The organism is Burkholderia sp. JP2-270, from assembly GCF_003233675.1.
Lineage (GTDB): Bacteria > Pseudomonadota > Gammaproteobacteria > Burkholderiales > Burkholderiaceae > Burkholderia > Burkholderia pyrrocinia_C.
In genome coordinates, this window is the sequence record NZ_CP029825.1 from 2,029,801 (window position 1) to 2,047,781 (window position 17,981).

General features: G+C 66.8%; 18 protein-coding genes and 2 pseudogenes. 12 read left to right on the forward strand and 8 right to left on the reverse strand.

The features are described 5' to 3' along the window. The first annotated feature begins 698 nt into the window (after window positions 1–698). Complete coding sequence (gene leuA, locus DM992_RS27175) at window positions 699–2,408, forward strand: 2-isopropylmalate synthase (protein WP_204356183.1); 1,710 nt, start codon at window positions 699–701, stop codon at window positions 2,406–2,408. 264 nt (window positions 2,409–2,672) lie between these two features. On the opposite strand, the gene DM992_RS27190 is transcribed toward leuA, so the two are convergent. After that, entirely contained in the window at window positions 2,673–3,446 is a 774-nt protein-coding gene (locus DM992_RS27190) for a helix-turn-helix transcriptional regulator (RefSeq protein WP_111020414.1), read from the reverse strand. Between the two features lie 98 nt (window positions 3,447–3,544). Here DM992_RS27190 and DM992_RS27195 point away from each other — a divergent pair, with 98 nt between their 5' ends. The 9 genes from DM992_RS27195 to arsN2 all read left to right on the forward strand — a co-directional run bounded on the left by DM992_RS27195 (window position 3,545) and on the right by arsN2 (window position 11,813). After that, the gene (locus DM992_RS27195; protein ID WP_111019405.1) at window positions 3,545–4,999 is read left to right on the forward strand and encodes a TolC family protein; all 1,455 of its coding nucleotides are present in this window, start codon (window positions 3,545–3,547) and stop codon (window positions 4,997–4,999) included. A 59-nt stretch (window positions 5,000–5,058) separates the two neighbouring features. Further along, complete coding sequence (locus DM992_RS27200) at window positions 5,059–6,183, forward strand: HlyD family secretion protein (protein ID WP_111019406.1); 1,125 nt, start codon at window positions 5,059–5,061, stop codon at window positions 6,181–6,183. Further along, window positions 6,180–7,760, forward strand: a complete 1,581-nt coding sequence (locus DM992_RS27205; RefSeq protein WP_111019407.1) for a DHA2 family efflux MFS transporter permease subunit — start codon at window positions 6,180–6,182, stop codon at window positions 7,758–7,760. The genes DM992_RS27200 and DM992_RS27205 overlap by 4 nt, the downstream gene beginning before the upstream one ends. Window positions 7,761–7,872: 112 nt before the next feature. After that, entirely contained in the window at window positions 7,873–8,280 is a 408-nt protein-coding gene (locus tag DM992_RS27210) for a peptide ABC transporter ATPase (protein WP_111019408.1), read from the forward strand. 202 nt (window positions 8,281–8,482) lie between these two features. Further along, window positions 8,483–8,818 carry a metalloregulator ArsR/SmtB family transcription factor gene (locus tag DM992_RS27215; protein WP_111019409.1) on the forward strand — a complete coding sequence of 112 codons (336 nt, stop codon included), beginning with the start codon at window positions 8,483–8,485 and terminating at the stop codon, window positions 8,816–8,818. A gap of 22 nt (window positions 8,819–8,840) precedes the next feature. Beyond that, window positions 8,841–9,335 (forward strand): arsenate reductase ArsC, encoded by a 495-nt coding sequence (locus tag DM992_RS27220; RefSeq protein WP_111019410.1) that lies wholly within the window; start codon window positions 8,841–8,843, stop codon window positions 9,333–9,335. Window positions 9,336–9,399: 64 nt separating this feature from the next. Beyond that, the gene (gene arsB / locus DM992_RS27225; protein WP_111019411.1) at window positions 9,400–10,470 is read left to right on the forward strand and encodes an ACR3 family arsenite efflux transporter; all 1,071 of its coding nucleotides are present in this window, start codon (window positions 9,400–9,402) and stop codon (window positions 10,468–10,470) included. 65 nt (window positions 10,471–10,535) lie between these two features. Then, entirely contained in the window at window positions 10,536–11,258 is a 723-nt protein-coding gene (gene arsH, locus DM992_RS27230; protein WP_111019412.1) for an arsenical resistance protein ArsH, read from the forward strand. Between the two features lie 126 nt (window positions 11,259–11,384). Next, window positions 11,385–11,813, forward strand: coding sequence for an arsenic resistance N-acetyltransferase ArsN2 (arsN2, locus tag DM992_RS27235; protein WP_111019413.1), 429 nt, complete (start codon window positions 11,385–11,387; stop codon window positions 11,811–11,813). A 54-nt stretch (window positions 11,814–11,867) separates the two neighbouring features. Here arsN2 and DM992_RS27240 read toward each other — a convergent pair whose 3' ends face one another. The 4 genes from DM992_RS27240 to DM992_RS42915 all read right to left on the reverse strand — a co-directional run bounded on the left by DM992_RS27240 (window position 11,868) and on the right by DM992_RS42915 (window position 13,521). After that, window positions 11,868–12,188, reverse strand: coding sequence for an XRE family transcriptional regulator (locus tag DM992_RS27240; protein WP_111019414.1), 321 nt, complete (start codon window positions 12,186–12,188; stop codon window positions 11,868–11,870). After that, window positions 12,185–12,520 (reverse strand): SymE family type I addiction module toxin, encoded by a 336-nt coding sequence (locus tag DM992_RS27245; protein WP_111019415.1) that lies wholly within the window; start codon window positions 12,518–12,520, stop codon window positions 12,185–12,187. Before DM992_RS27245 ends, DM992_RS27240 begins: the two co-directional genes overlap by 4 nt. 291 nt (window positions 12,521–12,811) lie before the next feature. Then, window positions 12,812–13,384, reverse strand: coding sequence for a response regulator (locus DM992_RS27250; protein WP_239511359.1), 573 nt, complete (start codon window positions 13,382–13,384; stop codon window positions 12,812–12,814). Then, window positions 13,381–13,521 (reverse strand): hypothetical protein, encoded by a 141-nt coding sequence (locus DM992_RS42915; RefSeq protein ID WP_239511360.1) that lies wholly within the window; start codon window positions 13,519–13,521, stop codon window positions 13,381–13,383. Before DM992_RS42915 ends, DM992_RS27250 begins: the two co-directional genes overlap by 4 nt. A gap of 140 nt (window positions 13,522–13,661) precedes the next feature. Here DM992_RS42915 and DM992_RS27255 point away from each other — a divergent pair, with 140 nt between their 5' ends. Further along, the gene (locus DM992_RS27255) at window positions 13,662–14,330 is read left to right on the forward strand and encodes an NAAT family transporter (protein WP_111019416.1); all 669 of its coding nucleotides are present in this window, start codon (window positions 13,662–13,664) and stop codon (window positions 14,328–14,330) included. Window positions 14,331–14,677: 347 nt separating this feature from the next. Here the strand turns inward: DM992_RS27255 and DM992_RS27260 are convergent, their stop codons facing one another. From DM992_RS27260 to DM992_RS27270, 3 genes and pseudogenes are all read right to left on the reverse strand, one after another. Beyond that, a complete protein-coding gene (locus DM992_RS27260; RefSeq protein WP_111019417.1) occupies window positions 14,678–15,487 on the reverse strand; it encodes a TlpA disulfide reductase family protein in 810 nt (269 codons plus the stop codon). Between the two features lie 163 nt (window positions 15,488–15,650). Next, window positions 15,651–16,335 (reverse strand): annotated as a pseudogene (locus tag DM992_RS27265) (ion transporter); the annotation flags it as partial. Between the two features lie 412 nt (window positions 16,336–16,747). Continuing rightward, complete coding sequence (locus DM992_RS27270; RefSeq protein WP_111019418.1) at window positions 16,748–17,752, reverse strand: hypothetical protein; 1,005 nt, start codon at window positions 17,750–17,752, stop codon at window positions 16,748–16,750. Between the two features lie 130 nt (window positions 17,753–17,882). On the opposite strand from DM992_RS27270, the pseudogene DM992_RS42920 reads away from it, so the two are divergent. After that, a pseudogene (locus tag DM992_RS42920) lies at window positions 17,883–17,975 on the forward strand (class I SAM-dependent methyltransferase); the annotation flags it as partial. Window positions 17,976–17,981 lie beyond the last annotated feature (6 nt).

Sequence of the window (17,981 nt, forward strand, 5' to 3'; positions counted from 1 at the left end):
TCTGAATAGTGCGCGGTACAGCCGGATCGGCTGCGGTGCAATCGGGCTTCGGGGCGAGCGCTCGGTGTTCGCATCTGGCAGCGTTCGTTTCAACATCAGCATCTCTGTCGTGGCCGCGTCCACCGGCCACCACCGAACGCCCACGCCGAAGCCCGATCGCAAGAGAAGGATGCGCGGCGACCGGCGAAGAGGATGGACCGACTCACTCCGAACATGAATAGGACCTCACCGGCGCCGCACCCATGAAGCATATCGACGGGCGAGGCCGCCGCCTATCGGACGGATCTGATTTTGCAGACGGCGCTGCCATGCGAGGCACGCGCGCCCCGTTGACAGCCCCGTCCACCCTGTGATCTGATTCCGGTCATGCAAGCCGCCCAGTCCCTCTTCTCGCTACGACTACTAGCCCGTTGTTCCGGGCTGGGTCTGCGGCTGCGCGCTTTCCATCTGCTTCTTTCCTGAAGCGCCAGATTTCCCCCGTATCACCGACCTGGCCCCGGTTGTCGACCGGTGCCTGAGTTCGTCATTTTTCGTATCGCTCCGCTCCGTCCCGGTCGCCCAACCGTCAAGGCTGTCGTTCGCCGTACCGCTTTGCCGCTTTTTTACCGCTTTGATCGCTGCGTGCGCAGCCGGCCGCCACTGCTGAAGGCCGCCGCGCCGTGGTTTCCCGACAAACCGACCGAGGACCGAACATCATGATGCTGAAGAACCCCGCAACGAAGTACCGGCCGTTCACGCCCGTCAACCTGCCGAACCGCACGTGGCCGTCGCGCACGATCACGCACGCGCCGATCTGGATGAGCACCGACCTGCGCGACGGCAACCAGGCGCTGTTCGAGCCGATGGATGCGGCGCGCAAGATGCGGATGTTCAAGACGCTCGTCGCGATCGGTTTCAAGGAGATCGAGGTGGCGTTCCCGTCGGCGTCCGAGACCGATTTCAACTTCGTGCGCGAACTGATCGAAGGCGGCCACATTCCCGACGACGTGACGATCGAGGTGCTCACGCAGGCGCGCGACGACCTGATCGAGCGCACCTTCGAATCGCTGCGCGGCGCGAAGCGCGCGATCGTACACCTGTACAACGCGACCGCGCCGGAATTCCGCAAGATCGTGTTCGGCCTCGACCGCGACGGCGTGAAGCAACTCGCGGTGAACGCGGCGCGCACGATCAAGCGCTGCGCCGATGCCGCGACCGACACGCAGTTTACGCTGCAGTACAGCCCGGAAACGTTTACGGCGACCGAGCTCGACTTCGCGAAGGAAGTCTGCGACGCCGTATTCGACGTATGGCAGCCGACGCCCGAGCACAAGGCGATCGTGAACCTGCCGGCGACCGTCGAAGTCGGCACGCCGAACTTCTATGCGGACCAGATCGAATGGATGCACCGCAACCTCGCGCGTCGCGATTCGCTGATCCTGTCCGTGCATCCGCACAACGACCGCGGTACCGCGGTCGCGGCGGCCGAACTCGCGGTGATGGCCGGCGCCGACCGGATCGAGGGCTGCCTGTTCGGCAACGGCGAGCGCACCGGCAACGTCGATCTCGTCACGCTCGCGCTGAACCTGTACACGCAGGGCGTCGATCCGGGCCTCGATTTCTCGCAGATCAACGAAGTCGCGCGCACCGCCGAGGAATGCACGCAGTTGCCGATCCATCCGCGTCATCCGTATGTCGGCGACCTCGTGTTCACCGCGTTCTCCGGCTCGCACCAGGATGCGATCAAGAAGGGCTTCGCGGTGCAGCGCGCCGACGCCGTGTGGGAAATGCCGTATCTGCCGATCGATCCGAGCGACCTCGGCCGCACGTACGATTCGATCATTCGCGTGAACAGCCAGTCGGGCAAGGGCGGCATCGCGTACCTGCTCGAACAGGGTTATGGCGTCGCGCTGCCGCGTCGCCTGCAGGTCGACTTCAGCGCGGCCGTGCAGCGCCTGACCGACGACAGCGGGCACGAGGTGACGAGCGCTCAGATCTGGTCGCTGTTCCAGCAGGAATACGTGGAGGGCGACGCGCCGCTGCGTTATGTCGGCCATGAACTGTCGGAGCGCGACGGCCGCGAGACGATCGTGCTGACCGCCGACGTGCACGGCGAGCGCCGCGTGCTGCGCGGCGAAGGCAACGGCCCGCTCGATGCGCTGATGCATGCGCTGCGCACGCCGCTGCGAATCCAGCACTACGAGGAACGCGCGCTGTCGCAGGGTGCCGATGCGAAGGCGATCGCGATCGCGGAACTGGCCGGCTCGAGCGTGCGCGGCAGCGCGTTCGGCGTGGGCATCGACGCGAACCTGACGACCGCGTCGATCCGCGCGGTGATCGGCGGCGTCAACCGCGCGTATGCGCGGGCGGACGAAGCGGCGCAGGCGACGTTCTTTGGCGCGCAGCCGGCGGTGAAGGCCGTCGCGTAAGCGGGATGGTGACGGCCGCGCCGGCGATATCCGGCGTGGCCGCACCGGGATCGTTGTCGTTGCGCGGCCCGGCGAGCGCGTCGCGCAGTTCCGTCTTCATGAAGTCCACCCACTAGCGCGCCAGGAAGCGCGCGACGAGCGGAATCACGAATCGGTCGCGATACTGGCGCTGCAGTGCGCGCGCAGCCGTCCATGCGGATGCAGTCGCGCGCCGCGCCGCGCGCGCACGTCGGCGATCGATCGTCGAGAACCGGAGAGTGCCGCTCAGCGCCGCCGGAAATACTCGCTCGGCGGCACGCCGAGCGCCTTGCGGAACATTGCCGCGAACGCGCTCGGGCTGTCGTAGCCGTGCTCGAGCGCGAGTTCCAGGATCGGCGTGCCGGCCGCGAGGCGCGGCAGGCTCAGCAACAACCGCGCATGACGGCACCACGCGCCGTGCGTCATGCCCGTTTCACGCTTGAACGCGCGCGCGAGCGTGCGCTCGTTCATGTGCGCGTCGCGTGCCCACGACTGCAGCGTGACGACCGACGAAGGTTCGTTGACGAGTTGCGTGCACAGCGCGGCGAGCGCGGGATGGCGCGGCATCGGCACATGCAGCGACAACAGCGGCGCGATTTCGATTTCGTCGAGGATCAGCGCGAGCACGCGGCCCCCGCGATGCGCGAGATCATAGTCGGCGGGCAGTTCGCACGCGGACACGATCAGTTCGCGCAGCAAGGTGCCGACCTCGATCACGCGGCATTCGTGCGGCAGGCTCGGCCGCACTTCATGCGCGACGAACACCGTGCGCATCTGCACGTCGCCGGCCATCCGGATCTCGTGCTGCGTGCCGCCCGGCACCCAGACCGCACGCCCCGTCGGCACGACCCAGCTGCCGGCATCCGCATGCACGAGCATCACGCCGGAAATCGCGTGAATCAACTGGCCGTGCCGGTGTGAATGCGGCGGATACGCGATGCCGGCCGCCGCATCGGATGCGAAGACGGCGATCTGCTTGCACTTGTCCTTGCGCTCGAGCGCGCTGAAGAATTGATCCACTTGTCCGTTTCTCGACGACGAATGCGCTTTGCGCGCGAGATCGACCGAATGGGTCGAAATTACCATAGGTCCATCGTTTGTTCGACTGTCATTGCACGATGCGCGCCTCGTTATTCCCTCCGTTTTCCGTCACCTTACCCGTTGTCGTCGCACTGCTGAGCGCGGCGGCGCTGGCCGGATGCTCCGTCGGCGGGCCGTACCGGCCGCCCTCGATCGATGCGGCGCGTACCGCACCGTTCGATGCGGCGACCGATGCACCCGTCGCACGCGGCGGCGATTTGCCCGATCGCTGGTGGCAACTGTTCGACGATCCGGCGCTGGATGCGCTCGTGCGCGAAGCACTCGCGCAGAACCGCGATCTCGCGGTGGCCGCGGCGCGCGTCGCGCGTGCGCGGGCCGTGCTCGACGAAGCGGGCGCCGCGCGGCTGCCTGATACGACGGCCGGCTTCGGCGTCGACTACGGCAAGCACACGCCTGACCAGATCGTCGCGGCCGCGCAAGGTACTGATGCGCGCACACGCTGGGGCTTCGCGCCGTCGTTCGCGGTGTCGTGGGAAGTCGATCTGTGGGGGCGCGTCGGCCATCTTGTCGACGCCGCGCGCGCCGATTCGGAGGCCGTGCAGGCCGCGTCCGATGCGATGCGCGTCGCGGTGGCCGCCGAGACGACGGCCGCGTATGCGCAGGTGTGCGCGTACAGCGAGCGGATCGACGTGGCCGAGCGGTCGGTCGCGATCGCGGACCGGCTTGCCGCGTTGACGGCGAAGCAGCGCACGCACGGGCTCGTGTCCGACCTCGAAGTGGCGCGTTCGCGCGCATTCGCCGACGACACGCGCGCCGACCTGCCGGCGCTCGTCGGGTCGCGTCGCGCTGCGCTGTACGAACTCGCGGTGCTGACCGGGCGCGCGCCGGGCGCGCTGCCCGATGCCGCCGCGCACTGCCGCACGGCGCCGGTGCTCGCGCGGCCGTTCCCGGTCGGAGACGGCGCGTCGCTGCTGCGGCGGCGCCCCGACCTGCGCGAGAGTGAGCGCCAGCTGGCCGCAGCGAATGCGCGGATCGGCGTGGCGACGGCCGAGTTGTATCCGTCGATCTCGCTCGGCGGCTCGGTGAACTGGCTGTCGACCGGCAGCGATCCGTCTACGCTCGGCGACAAGTACGCGATCGCATGGGGTGTCGGTCCGCTGATCACGTGGCGTTTCCCGAACCTTGCGGCGAGCCGGGCGCGGCTCGCGCAGGCGCGCGCCGACGACACGCTCGCCCGCGCGCAATTCGATGCGCAGGTGCTCCGCGCGCTGAAGGAAACCGAGCAGGCGCTCGCGCTGTACGGCGCCGCGTGGCGCCGCCGCGCCGCGCTCGAAACGGCGCGCGCCGAGCATGCGCGTGCCTATCGCCTCGCCGAGCTGAACTACGAGGCCGGTGCACTCGATTTCCTCGGCGTGCTCGATGCGCAGCGCAGCCTCGTCGCGGTCGATTCGGCGCTGGCCGAATCGACGCAGCAGGTCGCGCTCGACCAGATCGCCGTGTTCAAGGCGCTCGGGGGCGGCTGGCAACCGTAGCCGGCCGCTTTCGCTGCACCTCTGTCCGTTCTCTTGCACGCCAACTCATCATTCCGATCATGAGCACGACTGCCGTACCCGAAAAAGCCAAATCCGCCCGGTTCTCCCGGCGTCAACTGATCGCCGCGGGCGTCGCGCTCGCCGTCATCGCGCTCGCCGTGTTCGGCTGGCACTGGTGGACCGTCGGCCGCTTCATCCAGGGCACCGACGATGCGTATGTCCGCGCCGACGTCGTCACGGTCAGTTCGCGCGTGTCGGGTTATGTCGCGCAGGTCGCTGTCGACGACAACCAGCCGGTGAGGCGCGGCGACGTGCTCGTGCGGCTCGACGATCGCGACTATCGCGCGAAAGTCGACGATGCGCAGGCCGCCGTCGCGGCGGCCGACGCGACGCTGCAGGCCGAGCAGGCCGCGGCCGCGACGCTCGATGCGCAGGTCGGCCAGCAGCGCAGCCAGATCGCGCAGGCCGATGCCGACGCGGCCGCCGCGCGCGCCGAGGCCACGCGCCGCGACGCCGATGCGACGCGCTACAAGCAACTGCTTGCCGAATCCGCCGCGAGCGGACAGCGCTGGGAGCAGGCGCACGCGGATGCGCTGAAGGCGCGCGCCGAGCTGGCCCGCGCGGGCGCCGCCGTGCGGGTGCAGACCGACCAGCAGACCGTGCTGCAGCGCCGCCGCGAGCAGAGCACGGCAGCGATCGCGCAGGCGCGCGCCCGGCTCGCGGCCGCCCAGGCCCGGCTGGCGCTCGCGCAGCTCGATCTCGACCACACCGTGATCCGAGCGACGCGCGACGGCTGCGTCGGCCAGCGCGCGGTGCGCGCGGGCCAGTATGTCGAGGTCGGGATGCCGCTGCTCGCGGTAGTGCCGCTGAGCGACGTGTACGTCGTGGCGAATTTCAAGGAAACGCAGCTCGGCGCGATGCATGACGGCCAGCCCGTCGAGATCGACGTCGACACGTATTCGGGCCACACGCTGCACGGCCGCGTGATCGGCCTCGCGCCGGGCTCCGGCGCCCAGTTCGCGCTGCTGCCGCCCGACAACGCGACCGGCAACTTCACGAAGATCGTGCAGCGCATCCCCGTGAAGATCCGCGTCGATACGCCGCCGGCCGGCGTCGTGCTGCGCCCCGGGATGTCGGTGATCGCGCGCGTGGACACGCGCGGCACGCAGGGGGCCGGCTCGTGACCGCCGCGACCGCGCAGGCCGCGCAAGACGATTCCGTTTCGCTGCGCGCGTGGGTCGCGGTGCTCGGCGGCGTGTTCGGCTGCTTCATGGCCGGCATGAACGTGCACGTGACCAACGCGTCGCTGCCCGACATCCGCGGCTCGCTCGGCGCGAGCTTCGAGGAAGGCTCGTGGATCACCACCGCGTACCTGGTCGCCGAGATCGTCGTGATTCCGCTCACCGGCTGGCTCGTGCAGGTATTTTCCGCGCGACGCGTGCTGTTGGTCGGCGCGACCGGGTTTCTCGCGTTTTCGCTCGCATGCTCGGTCGCGCCGACCATCTCGACGATGATCGTCGCGCGTGCGCTGCAGGGCGCGTTCGGCGGCGTGCTGATCCCGCTGTCGTTCCAGCTGATCATCACCGAATTGCCGCCGTCGAAACACCCGCTCGGGATGGCGCTGTTCGCGATCGCGAACAACGTTGCCCAGGCGGCGGGGCCGTCGGTCGGCGGCTGGCTGACCGACATGTATTCGTGGCGCTGGATCTTCTACCTGCAGATTCCGCCCGCGATTGCGCTGGTCGCGGCGATCGGCTGGGCGATCCGGCCCGTGCCCGTGCAGCTCGGGATGCTGAGGCGGGCCGACTGGTTCGGGATCGCGACGATGGCGATCGGGTTGAGCGCGCTGCAGATCGTGCTGGAGGAGGGCGGGCGCAAGGACTGGTTCGCGTCGAACCTGATCGTCGGACTGTCGATCGTCGCGGCGGTCGGTCTCGCCGCATTCGTCGCGATCGAGCTGCGGCGCAGGGAGCCGTTCATCAACCTGCGCCTGCTCGGTCGCTACAACTTCGGAATCGCGAGCCTGATGCAGTTCCTGTTCGGCGCGGTCGTGTTCGGCGTGGTGTTTCTCGTGCCGAACTACTTCGCGGAACTGCACGGCTACAGCGCGCGCGATATCGGCCTCGCGATGATCCCGTACGGGCTCGTGCAGTTCGCGATGTCGTTCCTCACGCCGGCGCTGATGCGCCGCACGAGCCCGCGCACGACGATCGTGCTCGGCTTCATGCTGGTCACGGCCGGGTGTCTGATGAACATTCACCTCGACGCCGACGCTGCATCGAACGTGATCGTGCCGTCGCTGATCGTGCGCGGGATCGGGCAGTCGTTCGTCGTGATCGCGCTGGCAGTGATGGCCGTCGACGGCATCGAGAAGGCGCAGCTCGGCTCCGCGTCGGGCGTGTTCAATATGGTCCGCAACGTGGGCGGCGCAATCGGCATCGCGGTGATGAGCCAGATCGTCGTCGAGCGGCAGAAACTGCACGCGATGCGGATCGGCGAGGCGGTCACGCCGTTCTCCGAAGCGTTCCAGGAGCGCATGGCGATGCTCGCGCGGCTGCTCGCACGCGTGCACGCGCCGCGCGCGGACTCGCTGCCGGGCGGGTCGGCCTCCGGCGTGCACGAGCTCGCGCTCGGGCTTATCAACCAGCGCGTGATGCGCGAGGCGTTGCTGATGGCGTACAGCGATACGTTCCTGATCGCCGGGATCGCGATGATCGGGTGTACGGCGGCGGCGTTCGTGCTGAAAGGGAAAAAGGCGTGACCGTGCACGGGCCTGACAAACCTGACAGGAGATGACTCCACGCAACGGGCGTATCGTGCTAGCGGCGCGCGCGGGGCCATTTTCTCGCGCCCATCACCATGAGGAATGCGTCATGTCGAAGCTCGATGCCCTGCGGGGCGACATCAAGGGGCAGGCCCGGGAAGCGGATCGCCACAACCTGGTTCGGCCGGACGTGAACGGTGCGCTGTGGGCGCGCGGCCTGACGACCAAGCGGGTGGCCGACCTGTTCCGGACCCTGCCGGGCTTGCCGGGTCACTGGATGCAGTTGCAGAACGAGGTCAACGCCGGGAATCGCTACTTCTACGGCGGCATCCAGAACGGCAGCGTGACGACCGAGGAAGGGAAGGCGCTGATCCGCTGGATCGCCAATGCGGTCGTGAGCGCGGCCGAGAAAGCGTCGTTCGACTTCCCGCTGCAGCAACTGCGCTTCACGGCCGATATGGGCTGGCTCAAGCTGCAGCGCGTGTCGGGGCGCGTGATGGTGTTCTCGCAACCGTGAGCCGTGCGTCGAACCCGATGCTGACGGCCCGGGGAGCGTATCGGGACGTGCATCGTGAGGCGCGCGCGTAGTTGAAGGCCGGGCTGTCGTCGGGCGAAGGGTTCGCCCGCTGGCGCAGTCGTTTTGTTTGTCCCCGTTCGTTGGCCGCCGCTTCATCTCGAGGTGGCTTCTCGGAATTCGATATTTCGATTATTATCGAATAATGGAAACAAACCAGACCATCGCCGCGCTGTCGGCACTCGCGCACGAATCCCGGCTCGCCGTCTTCCGCACGCTGGTGCAGGCGGGGCCGAAGGGCCTGCCGGCCGGGCAGATCGCCACGCTGCTGAATGTACCGCCTTCATCGCTGTCCTTTCATCTGAAGGAGCTGGCCCATGCGCAGCTCGTCACGAGCCAGCAGGACGGCCGCTTCGTCATCTATAGCGCGAACTTCGCGACGATGAACGGCTTGCTGGCCTATCTCACGGAGAACTGCTGCGGCGGCAATCCGTGCTCGCCGGTGTCCGCGTGTTCGACGTCCGGCCCGCAACCTTGCTGAAGCGCCTTCGCGCACCTCGCTCATGACCACGAACGTCCTGATCCTCTGCACCCACAACTCCGCGCGCAGCGTGCTCGCGGAAGGCATGCTCAATCATTGGGCCGCGAAGCTCGGCAAGGACGTGCGCGCGTACAGCGCCGGCAGTGCGCCGAGCGGCCGGCTCAATCCGTTCGCGCTGGAAGCGCTGACGAACGCCGGTGTCGACGTCGGCGGTTACCGCAGCAAGAGCTGGGACGAATTCACGGGCGACGGCGCGCCCGAAATGCGCGTCGTCATCACGGTATGCGACAGCGCGGCCGCGGAGACGTGCCCGTACTGGCCCGGCAGCCCCGTCAAACTGCATTGGGGTTATGCCGACCCGTCGAACGCGGTGGGCGGCGACGAGGGCAAGCGGCTCGCGTTCGAACTCACGCGCCAGGCTATCGGCTATCGGATGCTGCAGTTGCTGGCGCTGCCGCTCGATCGCATGAGCAACGCCGAACTCCAGGCGGCACTGACCGAGATTTCCGGGAGCTGACCGTTCGCATGGCGGCCGGCCGAATTCACCGGCCGCCAGCGACTTCGAGACCGATACCCGTCCAATGAACACGTCCAAGGTCGCCCCGCCGGATCAGGCTGTCGCCAAGCCTTCCATCAACTTCTTCGAACGCTATCTGACCGTCTGGGTGGCGCTGTGCATCGTCGCCGGCATCGCGCTCGGCCAGGTGCTGCCCGGCCTGTTCCAGCAGATCGGCCGGATGGAATACGCGCAGGTCAATCTGCCGGTCGGATTGCTGATCTGGGTGATGATCATCCCGATGCTCGTCAAGGTCGACTTCGGCGCGCTGCATGAAGTGCGTCAGCACGTGAAGGGCATCGGCGTCACGCTCGTCGTGAACTGGCTCGTCAAGCCGTTCTCGATGGCGTTCCTCGGCTGGCTGTTCATCCGGCATTTGTTCGCACCGATGCTGCCGGCCGATCAGCTCGACAGCTACATCGCCGGCCTGATTCTCTTAGCCGCTGCACCGTGCACGGCGATGGTCTTCGTTTGGAGCCGGCTGACGGGCGGCGATCCGCTGTTCACGCTGTCGCAGGTCGCGCTGAACGACAGCATCATGGTGATCGCGTTCGCACCGCTGGTCGGCCTGCTGCTGGGGATGTCGGCGATATCCGTGCCGTGGGCGACGCTGCTCACGTCGGTCGTGCTCTACATCGTGGTCCCGGTGATCCTCGCGCAGCTTTGGCGCAAGCGGCTGCTCGCGAACGGGCAGGCGGCGTTCGACGCCGCGATGGCGAAGATCGGCCCGTGGTCGATCGCCGCATTGCTGGCCACGCTCGTGCTGCTGTTCGCGTTCCAGGGCGAAGCGATCCTGAAGCAGCCGCTGGTGATCGCGCTGCTCGCGGTGCCGATCCTGATCCAGGTGTTTTTCAACTCGGCGCTCGCTTACTGGCTCAATCGCGCCGTGGGCGAGAAGCACAACATCGCGTGTCCGTCGGCGCTGATCGGCGCGTCCAATTTCTTCGAGCTGGCGGTCGCGGCTGCGATCAGTTTGTTCGGTTTTCATTCCGGCGCTGCGCTGGCCACCGTCGTGGGCGTGCTGATCGAAGTGCCCGTCATGTTGCTGGTGGTGCGCATCGTCAACCGGTCGAAGGGCTGGTACGAACGTGCTTGAGCAAACGGGAGAATCCATCTGCATGAACGACGTCACGATTCACCGCGATTACGCGGAGGGTATGCATGTCTGACCGTCTGGATGACCTGCCGCAACTCGACGTCGAATCGTTCCGCGTGCCGGATGCCGGGCAGTTGCGGCCGGCGGTGCCGTCGACGCATCCGCCCCGGTTCCTGCTTTTGTACGGCTCGCTGCGCGAGCGCTCATTCAGCCGCCTGCTGATCGAGGAAGCCGCGCGCCTGCTCACGGCGATGGGCGCTGAAGTGCGCGTGTTCAATCCGAGCGGCCTGCCGCTGCCGGACGATGCGCCCGAGAGTCATCCGAAGGTCGTCGAGTTGCGCGAACTGGTGCAGTGGTCGGAAGGCATGGTGTGGTGCTCGCCGGAACGGCACGGCGCGATGACCGGCATCATGAAAGCGCAGATCGACTGGATTCCGCTGTCGATGGGTGCCGTGCGGCCGACGCAGGGCAAGACGCTCGCCGTCATGCAGGTCAGCGGTGGCTCGCAATCGTTCAATGCGGTGAACCAGATGCGCGTGCTCGGACGCTGGATGCGCATGCTGACCATCCCGAACCAGTCGTCGGTGGCCAAGGCGTTCGCGGAATTCGACGAAGCAGGGCGGATGAAGCCTTCGGCTTATTTCGATCGCGTGGTGGATGTGCTGGAGGAACTGGTCAAGTTCACGCTGCTGACACGGGATATCGGGCCTTATCTGGTGGATCGGTATAGCGAGCGGAAGGAAAGCGCGGAGGAACTGTCGAAGCGCGTCAATCAGCGCAGTATCTGACGTGAGGTGGCGCGATGACCTGATGATCGACGGTGGCTTGCAGAGCCGCTTGCACTTCGATCGAGGTTATAGTTGCCCGCGCATCGCTACCGTCTGCAAGGTCTCCAACCTCCGAGGATCGACGCAATGTCACTCCGCGCTGCCGTGGTATCCGATCGGGTCTCGATAGAGTCCCTGCTTCGCGCCTCTGACCTGCCTGTCGCCGGCGTGGCGGAACACTTGCCGAATTTCATTGTGGCCGTCGATGCCCGGAGCGTCATTGCATGCGGCGGCATCGAATATCACGGCAACTTCGCGTTGATCCGTTCGATTGCCGTCGCTGCGCAAGCGCGCAGCGGCGGGCTGGGAAAGACGATCGTTTCGCGCTTGCTGGCGGAATGCCGCGGCCGCGCGGTCGAAGCGGTAGCGTTGCGCACGACCACGGCGGAGCGCTATTTTGCTCGGCAGGGTTTTGTGCGCATTACGCTCAGTGATGTGCCTGGGCCGCTGCTATCGTCCGGTCAGTTCGCAGGTGTGTGCCCGGCATCTGCGGCCATCATGCTGAAGATGATTTAGCCGAACGACTCAGCATCGACGCCGAGTCGTTCGCCGCCTCGGACGATTCCCGCTTTACTTCGCAACGGTAACGCCTGCCGAATGCGCACGCGGCGCAGGCCGCACAACGATTTCCACATGCTGATCAAACGACACCAGCGTCTGCATCAGCAACTCCAGCGAAACGTTCCGAAGCCTGTCGCGCTGCTCCGGGGTGACCACCGGCCGGGCCATCTCCGCGAGCGCCGCAGCCTCGGCCTCGCACAGCCCATACGAGGCGATCAGTGCGTTGAGTTTCAGCGCGAGCGCGGACTTGGCCGACAGTACCCCAGCGTCGTCGAAATCGGGGTCGAGCGGCACGTTGTCAGTGTCTTGATTCGAGTCGTTGCGAATCATTGCGCGTCTCCCGTCATCACCGGAAACTGCTGCTGTCCCGTTGCGGGATCGGCACCGGGGAAAGCGTCCTGCCCGACAGGGGCACCGTCTGTTTCGTCCATTGGCGTGATCACCAGCCGACCGTGCGTCACGTCGATCCGCAAGCGCTGCCCGGGCTCGAAACCCGCTGCCTCGATCCATCGGCCGGACAGCTTCATCCACAGATGCAGCACAGGCGGTGCCCGGTCGGCGAACCGGAGGTGCGGAATGGTGCGGCGGCGGCGCAAAGACGATCGAGCCGTGACGAAACGATCGTGGAAAACCGACGGTGCGTTATGATTCGCGTCAGCCATGGTTGACTCCTATGTTGAGTTGGCTGTGGTCAGCGGGTCGTGGGTGCTCCTACACTCACGGCCCGCGCTCGTTTACGCAGGGACTTCAATCCGCATGCCTTCGCATCACGAATGATCGGGAAGGCCGCTTCATCCACTCGCGCAAACGTGCATCCACTGTAGACGAATCGATGGTGGAATGGGCATCGGTTAATTGCGTTCTGCCCACGCCGGCCATCAGGACAAGACGCGTGCGCTTGTGTCGGCCGCGTCAGCTGCGTTAGCCGGGCGCTGCCACTTCGTCTCCAACTGTCAACGCTCCGGCGTATCCACCATCGGCATCGAATCGGTGTCGTGCGCCGTCTCCGCCGCCATGCGTCGCGCAAGCGCATCGCCCGCGAGCTCGCGATAACGTTCGAACTCCCTCGCGAACGCGGCGGCGTCGCCCGCGAGCGCGAGCCGTTCGAGCGTCGCGCAGAGATCCGATATCCCGCTTTCCCCGATCATCGCGAACGCGCCGCGCATGCTGTGGATTTCCGTGCGCGCCACCTTCAGGTCGCGGTGCGCGAGCGCGTTCGCGCGCTGCATCGCGTCGACCAGCACCGCGTGCAGTTCGGCCGGCAGCGGTTGGTCCGCCTGCGATAGCGCGCTCGCGGCCGGCCGCGCGTTGCGGCGCGACCCGGTATAACGCGTGATCGCCTGTTCGAGCGACTTCAGCGACGTCGGCTTCGTGATGATGTCGTCGATGCCGGCCTCCAGCGACAGCCGCTGTTCGTCCGGCTCCGCATGGGCCGTCACCGCGAGAATCGGCAGCGCGTAGCCGCGTTCGCGCAGCACGCGGGCGAACGTGTAGCCGTCGAGGCCGGGCATATTCAGATCGGTCATAACCAGCGCGTAGTCGTGGCGAGCGACCAGTTCGAGGCGTCCGCGACGTTTGCTGCCACGTCCGCGCGATAGCCGAGCACGTCGAACTGGTCGTGCACCAGCGCGCCGTTCACCGGGTTGTCGTCGACGAACAGCACGCACCGTCGCCGGATACCGTCTACGAGGCGGCGATCGCGACGATGCCGGCGGCGGTTGCCGCGACGCCGGTGGCGGCGACGATCGGGGCGGGCGTGTCGGACGGCATGGAGAGGGCGGCTGCCGAAGGCGCAGGCGCGCAATGATGCTGGACCGCCTGATTCCCGAAATCCTGTTCGGCTTCATGGGCCTGGTCGGCATCATCAATCCGTTCGGGATGGCGTTCGTGTTCCTCGAGTGCACGCAATTGCTGACCGAGCCCGAACGCGCGATGCTGTCGAAGAAGCTCGGAAGAAACGTGTTCTTCACGCTGCTCGTGATCTTCTTCGTCGGCGCGCCGGTGCTGAACTTCTTCGGCATTTCGATGGAAGCGCTGCGGATCGGCGGCGGCTTTGCAGTCGCCGTGGCCGGCTGGTCGATGCTCAACGCGCCGGACGTGTCGACCGATGCATCGGTGGCGCACGGCAGCGATTTCCAGAACCTGATGGCGCGCGCGTTTTTTCCGCTGACGGTGCCGCTGACGATCGGCCCCGGTTCGATCGCGGCCGGCATCGCGCTGCACGCGAACCGCTCGCATGGCGCGAAGGACTACCTGCTGTTTGGCGTGATTTCGGTGGCGGTCGCCGCGCTCGTCGCGTTCGCGATCTGGCAGATCTATAGCCGCGCGACCACGCTCGCGCGCTATCTCGGCGGCGAAGGCACGAAGGTCGCGATGCGCGTGTCCGCGTTCCTGCTGCTGTGTGTCGGCGTGCAGATCATGCTGACCGGCATCGCCGAATTTGCGCGATCGATCGGTGCACCAGCGGGTTGAGCGAGGGCGGGGCCGGTTTCGATTGCTGCGCCGTCAGCGTTTGCAGACGCATGAAATACCCCGGAGATGGCCGGTCGAGCGGGAAACGGTCCGGCGGGTTGATCGGGAAGGCTCCGGATTTCGATTGCTGCGCGGTAGTGTTTGCGGACGCATGAAACACCCTGGCGACGGCCGGTCGTGCGGGAAACAATCCGGCCGCTGCGCCGGAAGCCGGCCTCGCGCTTCGCGGGTGACGTCGTGCTATCGAGCGCGTTCGTCGGCCTGCGCCGGACGACGCAGGCCCGAGGTGTTCGCCGTGCCTGTCGCAGCGACGCCTGACGATGCGTCGGCGCCGCCGTTTCCGCACCTCAGAAACCGAAGCGCGTATTCACCGTGTCCTTGAGCCTTGCGGCGGTGATCTCGCCCATGTGCGACTCGACGAGTTTGCCTTTGTCATCGAAGAACAGTGTCGTCGGCAGCCCGCGCGAACCATAGGTCCGCATCGCGCCGAGCGAGCGGTCGAGCAGCACGTGGTCGAAGCGCAGCCCTTCGCGTTCAAGAAACGCGCGCACGGTCTGCACATCCTCGCCTTGATTGATCATCAGGAAACTGATGCCCGGGTAATCCCGCTGCGCCTGCGCGAGGATCGGCATTTCGCGCTGGCACGGCGGGCACCAGGTCGCCCACAGGTTCACGACGACCGGCTTGCCCGCGTAGCTGCTCGGTGCGACGGGCGTCGCATCGAGCGTCTCCACCCGCAGCGCGGATAGCGGCGCCGCCGTGCGGTCGAACGTCGCCAGCACACCCTGCGCCGCACCCCAAGCCAGCATGCCGGCGGCGATGCCGGCGAGCGCGGGGCGCGCCAGCCCAGGCAGGCGGCGCGACCGCCAGCCGATATAGGCGAGCGCGACCGGCAGCCCGATCCACCATGTAAAGCCGCCGTCGCCGAGCGCGACGAGGGATTTCGGCGCGGCGAAGTAGTCGGGCCACCAGCGCGCGATATAGCCGACGCGCGCGGCGATCAGACCGATCAGCAGCGCGTCGAGCAGCAGGCTCGCGGACGTTTTGTGCTGGCCGGCGGGCCGGTTGCGCTGCGCGAAGCGCGCGACGATCCACGCGATCAGGGCGGCGATGGCTACGGCCACGACCCTTACGGAAAAGGGGCCGATGCTCAGCATGAGGAAGCGTTCATTGTCATTGATCGAATGAGGAATTCGTTGATGATTGGCGGTCAGGCACGCGATGCGTTGCCGTGGCGATCGCATCGTCGCGTTGCTTCGATGTGCATGCGCCGCAATGCGGACAGACTGCCGCACCGGCGTCGCCGGACGATGCCTGCTGCGCCCGTCCGCGTTCGAGCGCGGACGCGACGAGTTCCGCGCCCATGATACCGGTCGGGAACGCGATGATGCAGGATCGCGCACGACGTGATCAGCCGGCCGAGCGGCGTATGCGGCGTCAGGTCGCCGTAACCGGTCGTGCTCATCGTCACGGCGGCCCAGTACACGCCGACCGGAATGCTCGTGATGCCGTTCTCGGGGCCTTCGACGAGAAAAATCACCGTGCCGAGGATCACGACGATCACGAACATCCCGCCGATGAACACGAAGATCTTGCGGCGCGCACGTGCGAGCGCGCTGATCAGCATCTGGCCTTCCTCGAGATAGATCGCGAGCCCGCGTATGCGGAATACGCGCAGCAGCCTGAGCAGGCGCACGTCAATCAGCGCATGCAGGCCGGGGAAGAAAAACGCGAGACAGGTCGGCAGGATCGACACGAGATCGACGATGCCGAAGAAGCTGCGCGCATAGGCGGCGGGCTTGCGCGCGGTGAACAGCCGCACCGCGTATTCGGCGGTGAACAGCAGCGTGAACGCCCACTCGGCCGCGTACAGCGCTTTCCCGTACTGCGCGTGCAGTTCCTGCACGCTGTCGATCATCACGACGAAGACGCTCGCGACGATCAGCGCGAGCACCGCGATGTCGAGGCCGCGGAGGAGGTGGGGACGACGGATCGCGGCGCGCATCGTATGGGCGAGGGGGTGGTCGAGAGGTTCACGGGTCGGAGTTTACGGACCGCCCGATGCCAATCCTATCGGACCTGTTTGAATTGCCGGTGGGCTTTTTTGCACCCGAAAATCAGACCAGACTGATTCCCGGATGCGGAGCGCTCGTCAACAATGGATCTACCGAACGGCGTGGTGGCCGGGCGGTGTCTCCGTCTGAACAACGGTAGACCTCTCCTTTACGGCTGCTTCAGGGCGGCCGTTTTTTTGCCATCTTGCGTACGACGCAGACCGCCGACACAACGAAGATACGGACGAGCGCATGTCCGATCAGAATGCGGTAATCGAAGCCGCGAATCCGAACGAGGAGAAGCAGTGATGCAGGCGCCGGAGACAGGCGTCCGCTACCGCGCCGCCGATCATTTGCGTGCGGTCACTGGCCGTTGCCGGATGCCGCGCCGCCGAGCCTGTAGGCCGTGAAGAATTCGTACCAGGGCGAACCTTCCGCAACCGGCATGCCGAGCGCCGATGTGCGTCGCTTCAGCGCGCCGAACACGTCGTTGATGCGTGCCGTCTGCGCGGCGTCGTTGAACGGATAAGGCCGGGATCGTCCCGCCGCGAACGTGCCATATGCGATGGCGAGCAGGCGTGCGCTGTCGTCGGTGCCCGCGATCGCCGCGTCGATCGTTTCGACGAAGCGCGGCCGGTCTTCGGCGCGCGACCCGGACAGGCACAGGAACACGATTGCCGACAGTTCATGCAGGTCGTTCACCTGCAGCAAGGCGGGCAGCCGCGCGACGATCCGTTCCACCGGCTCTTCGCGCAGCGCATCGCCGAAGTCGAGCACGGCGGTCATCGGATTCCTGTCGCGCTGTATGCGATCGAGCGCCGACGTATCGGCCGGCCCGGTCGAGCGGGCGCTGTTCCCGGACGCGGACCTGAGCACATCCGCCACCTGCTGCGTCCATTCCGGAAAGATCATCCGCACGTTACCGAACTGCTCGCCGCCTTCCGCCGCCGGATTCCATCGATAAACGATCGTGCCGCCCCGAATGAACGGCGAATACAGATGCTCGGGCGTTTGCGGCAGCGGCCGCCGGTTGATCGGCAGCCACGCGAGCGTCAGCCAGTCGTAGCGGCCGGTCGCGGGCACCGACGGGCTCGAACTCGCGACGACCTGCCACGTGCCGCGATTCGCATAACGGCGGCGCGCGTCGGGCACCGGGACGGTCCGGCCTCTCGCGGTGTCGAAATACGTCGCGCCGGTCACGTTCGTACCGCTGTCCGCAGCCGGCGTGATGGTGGAGATGACCCACGACGAACCGTCCGCCGAACGGTAGTCGGACGGCTTCAGCGTGGCGACGTCGTGAACCATGCGCGTTTCCGCCGCGACGGGGCTCGGAGGGAGATTGGCGGGAGCGGCGACGATACTCGGCATGGGCTTTCCTCGGAATCGGGTGCGTATCGTCGAACGGGGATGACGCGCGGCGGCGCAGGTTGTTTTCTGTAACTGTAGAACTTCGCCGCCGGAAACGGAAAGCGCCGGATGGGGCGCAACCCGGTCATGCGAACCGCTGCCGGACCATGCCGATACGGACCAGTCGAAGCATTGGGCGCACGTACCGCTGTTTCTGTGGATCAGGGCGCGGCCGGTGGGGTGAGCGGAT

What these genes read in the sequence shown, in the direction of transcription:
- DM992_RS27255 (WP_111019416.1), top strand. Translation starts at nt 13,662, where the DNA reads ATGATGCTGGACCGCCTGATTCCCGAAATCCTGTTCGGCTTCATGGGC.
- arsH (WP_111019412.1), top strand. Translation starts at nt 10,536, where the DNA reads ATGTCTGACCGTCTGGATGACCTGCCGCAACTCGACGTCGAATCGTTC.
- DM992_RS27250 (WP_239511359.1), bottom strand. Translation starts at nt 13,384, where the DNA reads ATGACCGATCTGAATATGCCCGGCCTCGACGGCTACACGTTCGCCCGC.
- arsB (WP_111019411.1), top strand. Translation starts at nt 9,400, where the DNA reads ATGAACACGTCCAAGGTCGCCCCGCCGGATCAGGCTGTCGCCAAGCCT.
- arsN2 (WP_111019413.1), top strand. Translation starts at nt 11,385, where the DNA reads ATGTCACTCCGCGCTGCCGTGGTATCCGATCGGGTCTCGATAGAGTCC.
- DM992_RS27195 (WP_111019405.1), top strand. Translation starts at nt 3,545, where the DNA reads ATGCGCGCCTCGTTATTCCCTCCGTTTTCCGTCACCTTACCCGTTGTC.
- DM992_RS27240 (WP_111019414.1), bottom strand. Translation starts at nt 12,188, where the DNA reads ATGATTCGCAACGACTCGAATCAAGACACTGACAACGTGCCGCTCGAC.
- DM992_RS27270 (WP_111019418.1), bottom strand. Translation starts at nt 17,752, where the DNA reads ATGCCGAGTATCGTCGCCGCTCCCGCCAATCTCCCTCCGAGCCCCGTC.
- DM992_RS27200 (WP_111019406.1), top strand. Translation starts at nt 5,059, where the DNA reads ATGAGCACGACTGCCGTACCCGAAAAAGCCAAATCCGCCCGGTTCTCC.
- leuA (WP_204356183.1), top strand. Translation starts at nt 699, where the DNA reads ATGCTGAAGAACCCCGCAACGAAGTACCGGCCGTTCACGCCCGTCAAC.
- DM992_RS27210 (WP_111019408.1), top strand. Translation starts at nt 7,873, where the DNA reads ATGTCGAAGCTCGATGCCCTGCGGGGCGACATCAAGGGGCAGGCCCGG.
- DM992_RS27245 (WP_111019415.1), bottom strand. Translation starts at nt 12,520, where the DNA reads ATGGCTGACGCGAATCATAACGCACCGTCGGTTTTCCACGATCGTTTC.
- DM992_RS27220 (WP_111019410.1), top strand. Translation starts at nt 8,841, where the DNA reads ATGACCACGAACGTCCTGATCCTCTGCACCCACAACTCCGCGCGCAGC.
- DM992_RS27260 (WP_111019417.1), bottom strand. Translation starts at nt 15,487, where the DNA reads ATGCTGAGCATCGGCCCCTTTTCCGTAAGGGTCGTGGCCGTAGCCATC.
- DM992_RS27215 (WP_111019409.1), top strand. Translation starts at nt 8,483, where the DNA reads ATGGAAACAAACCAGACCATCGCCGCGCTGTCGGCACTCGCGCACGAA.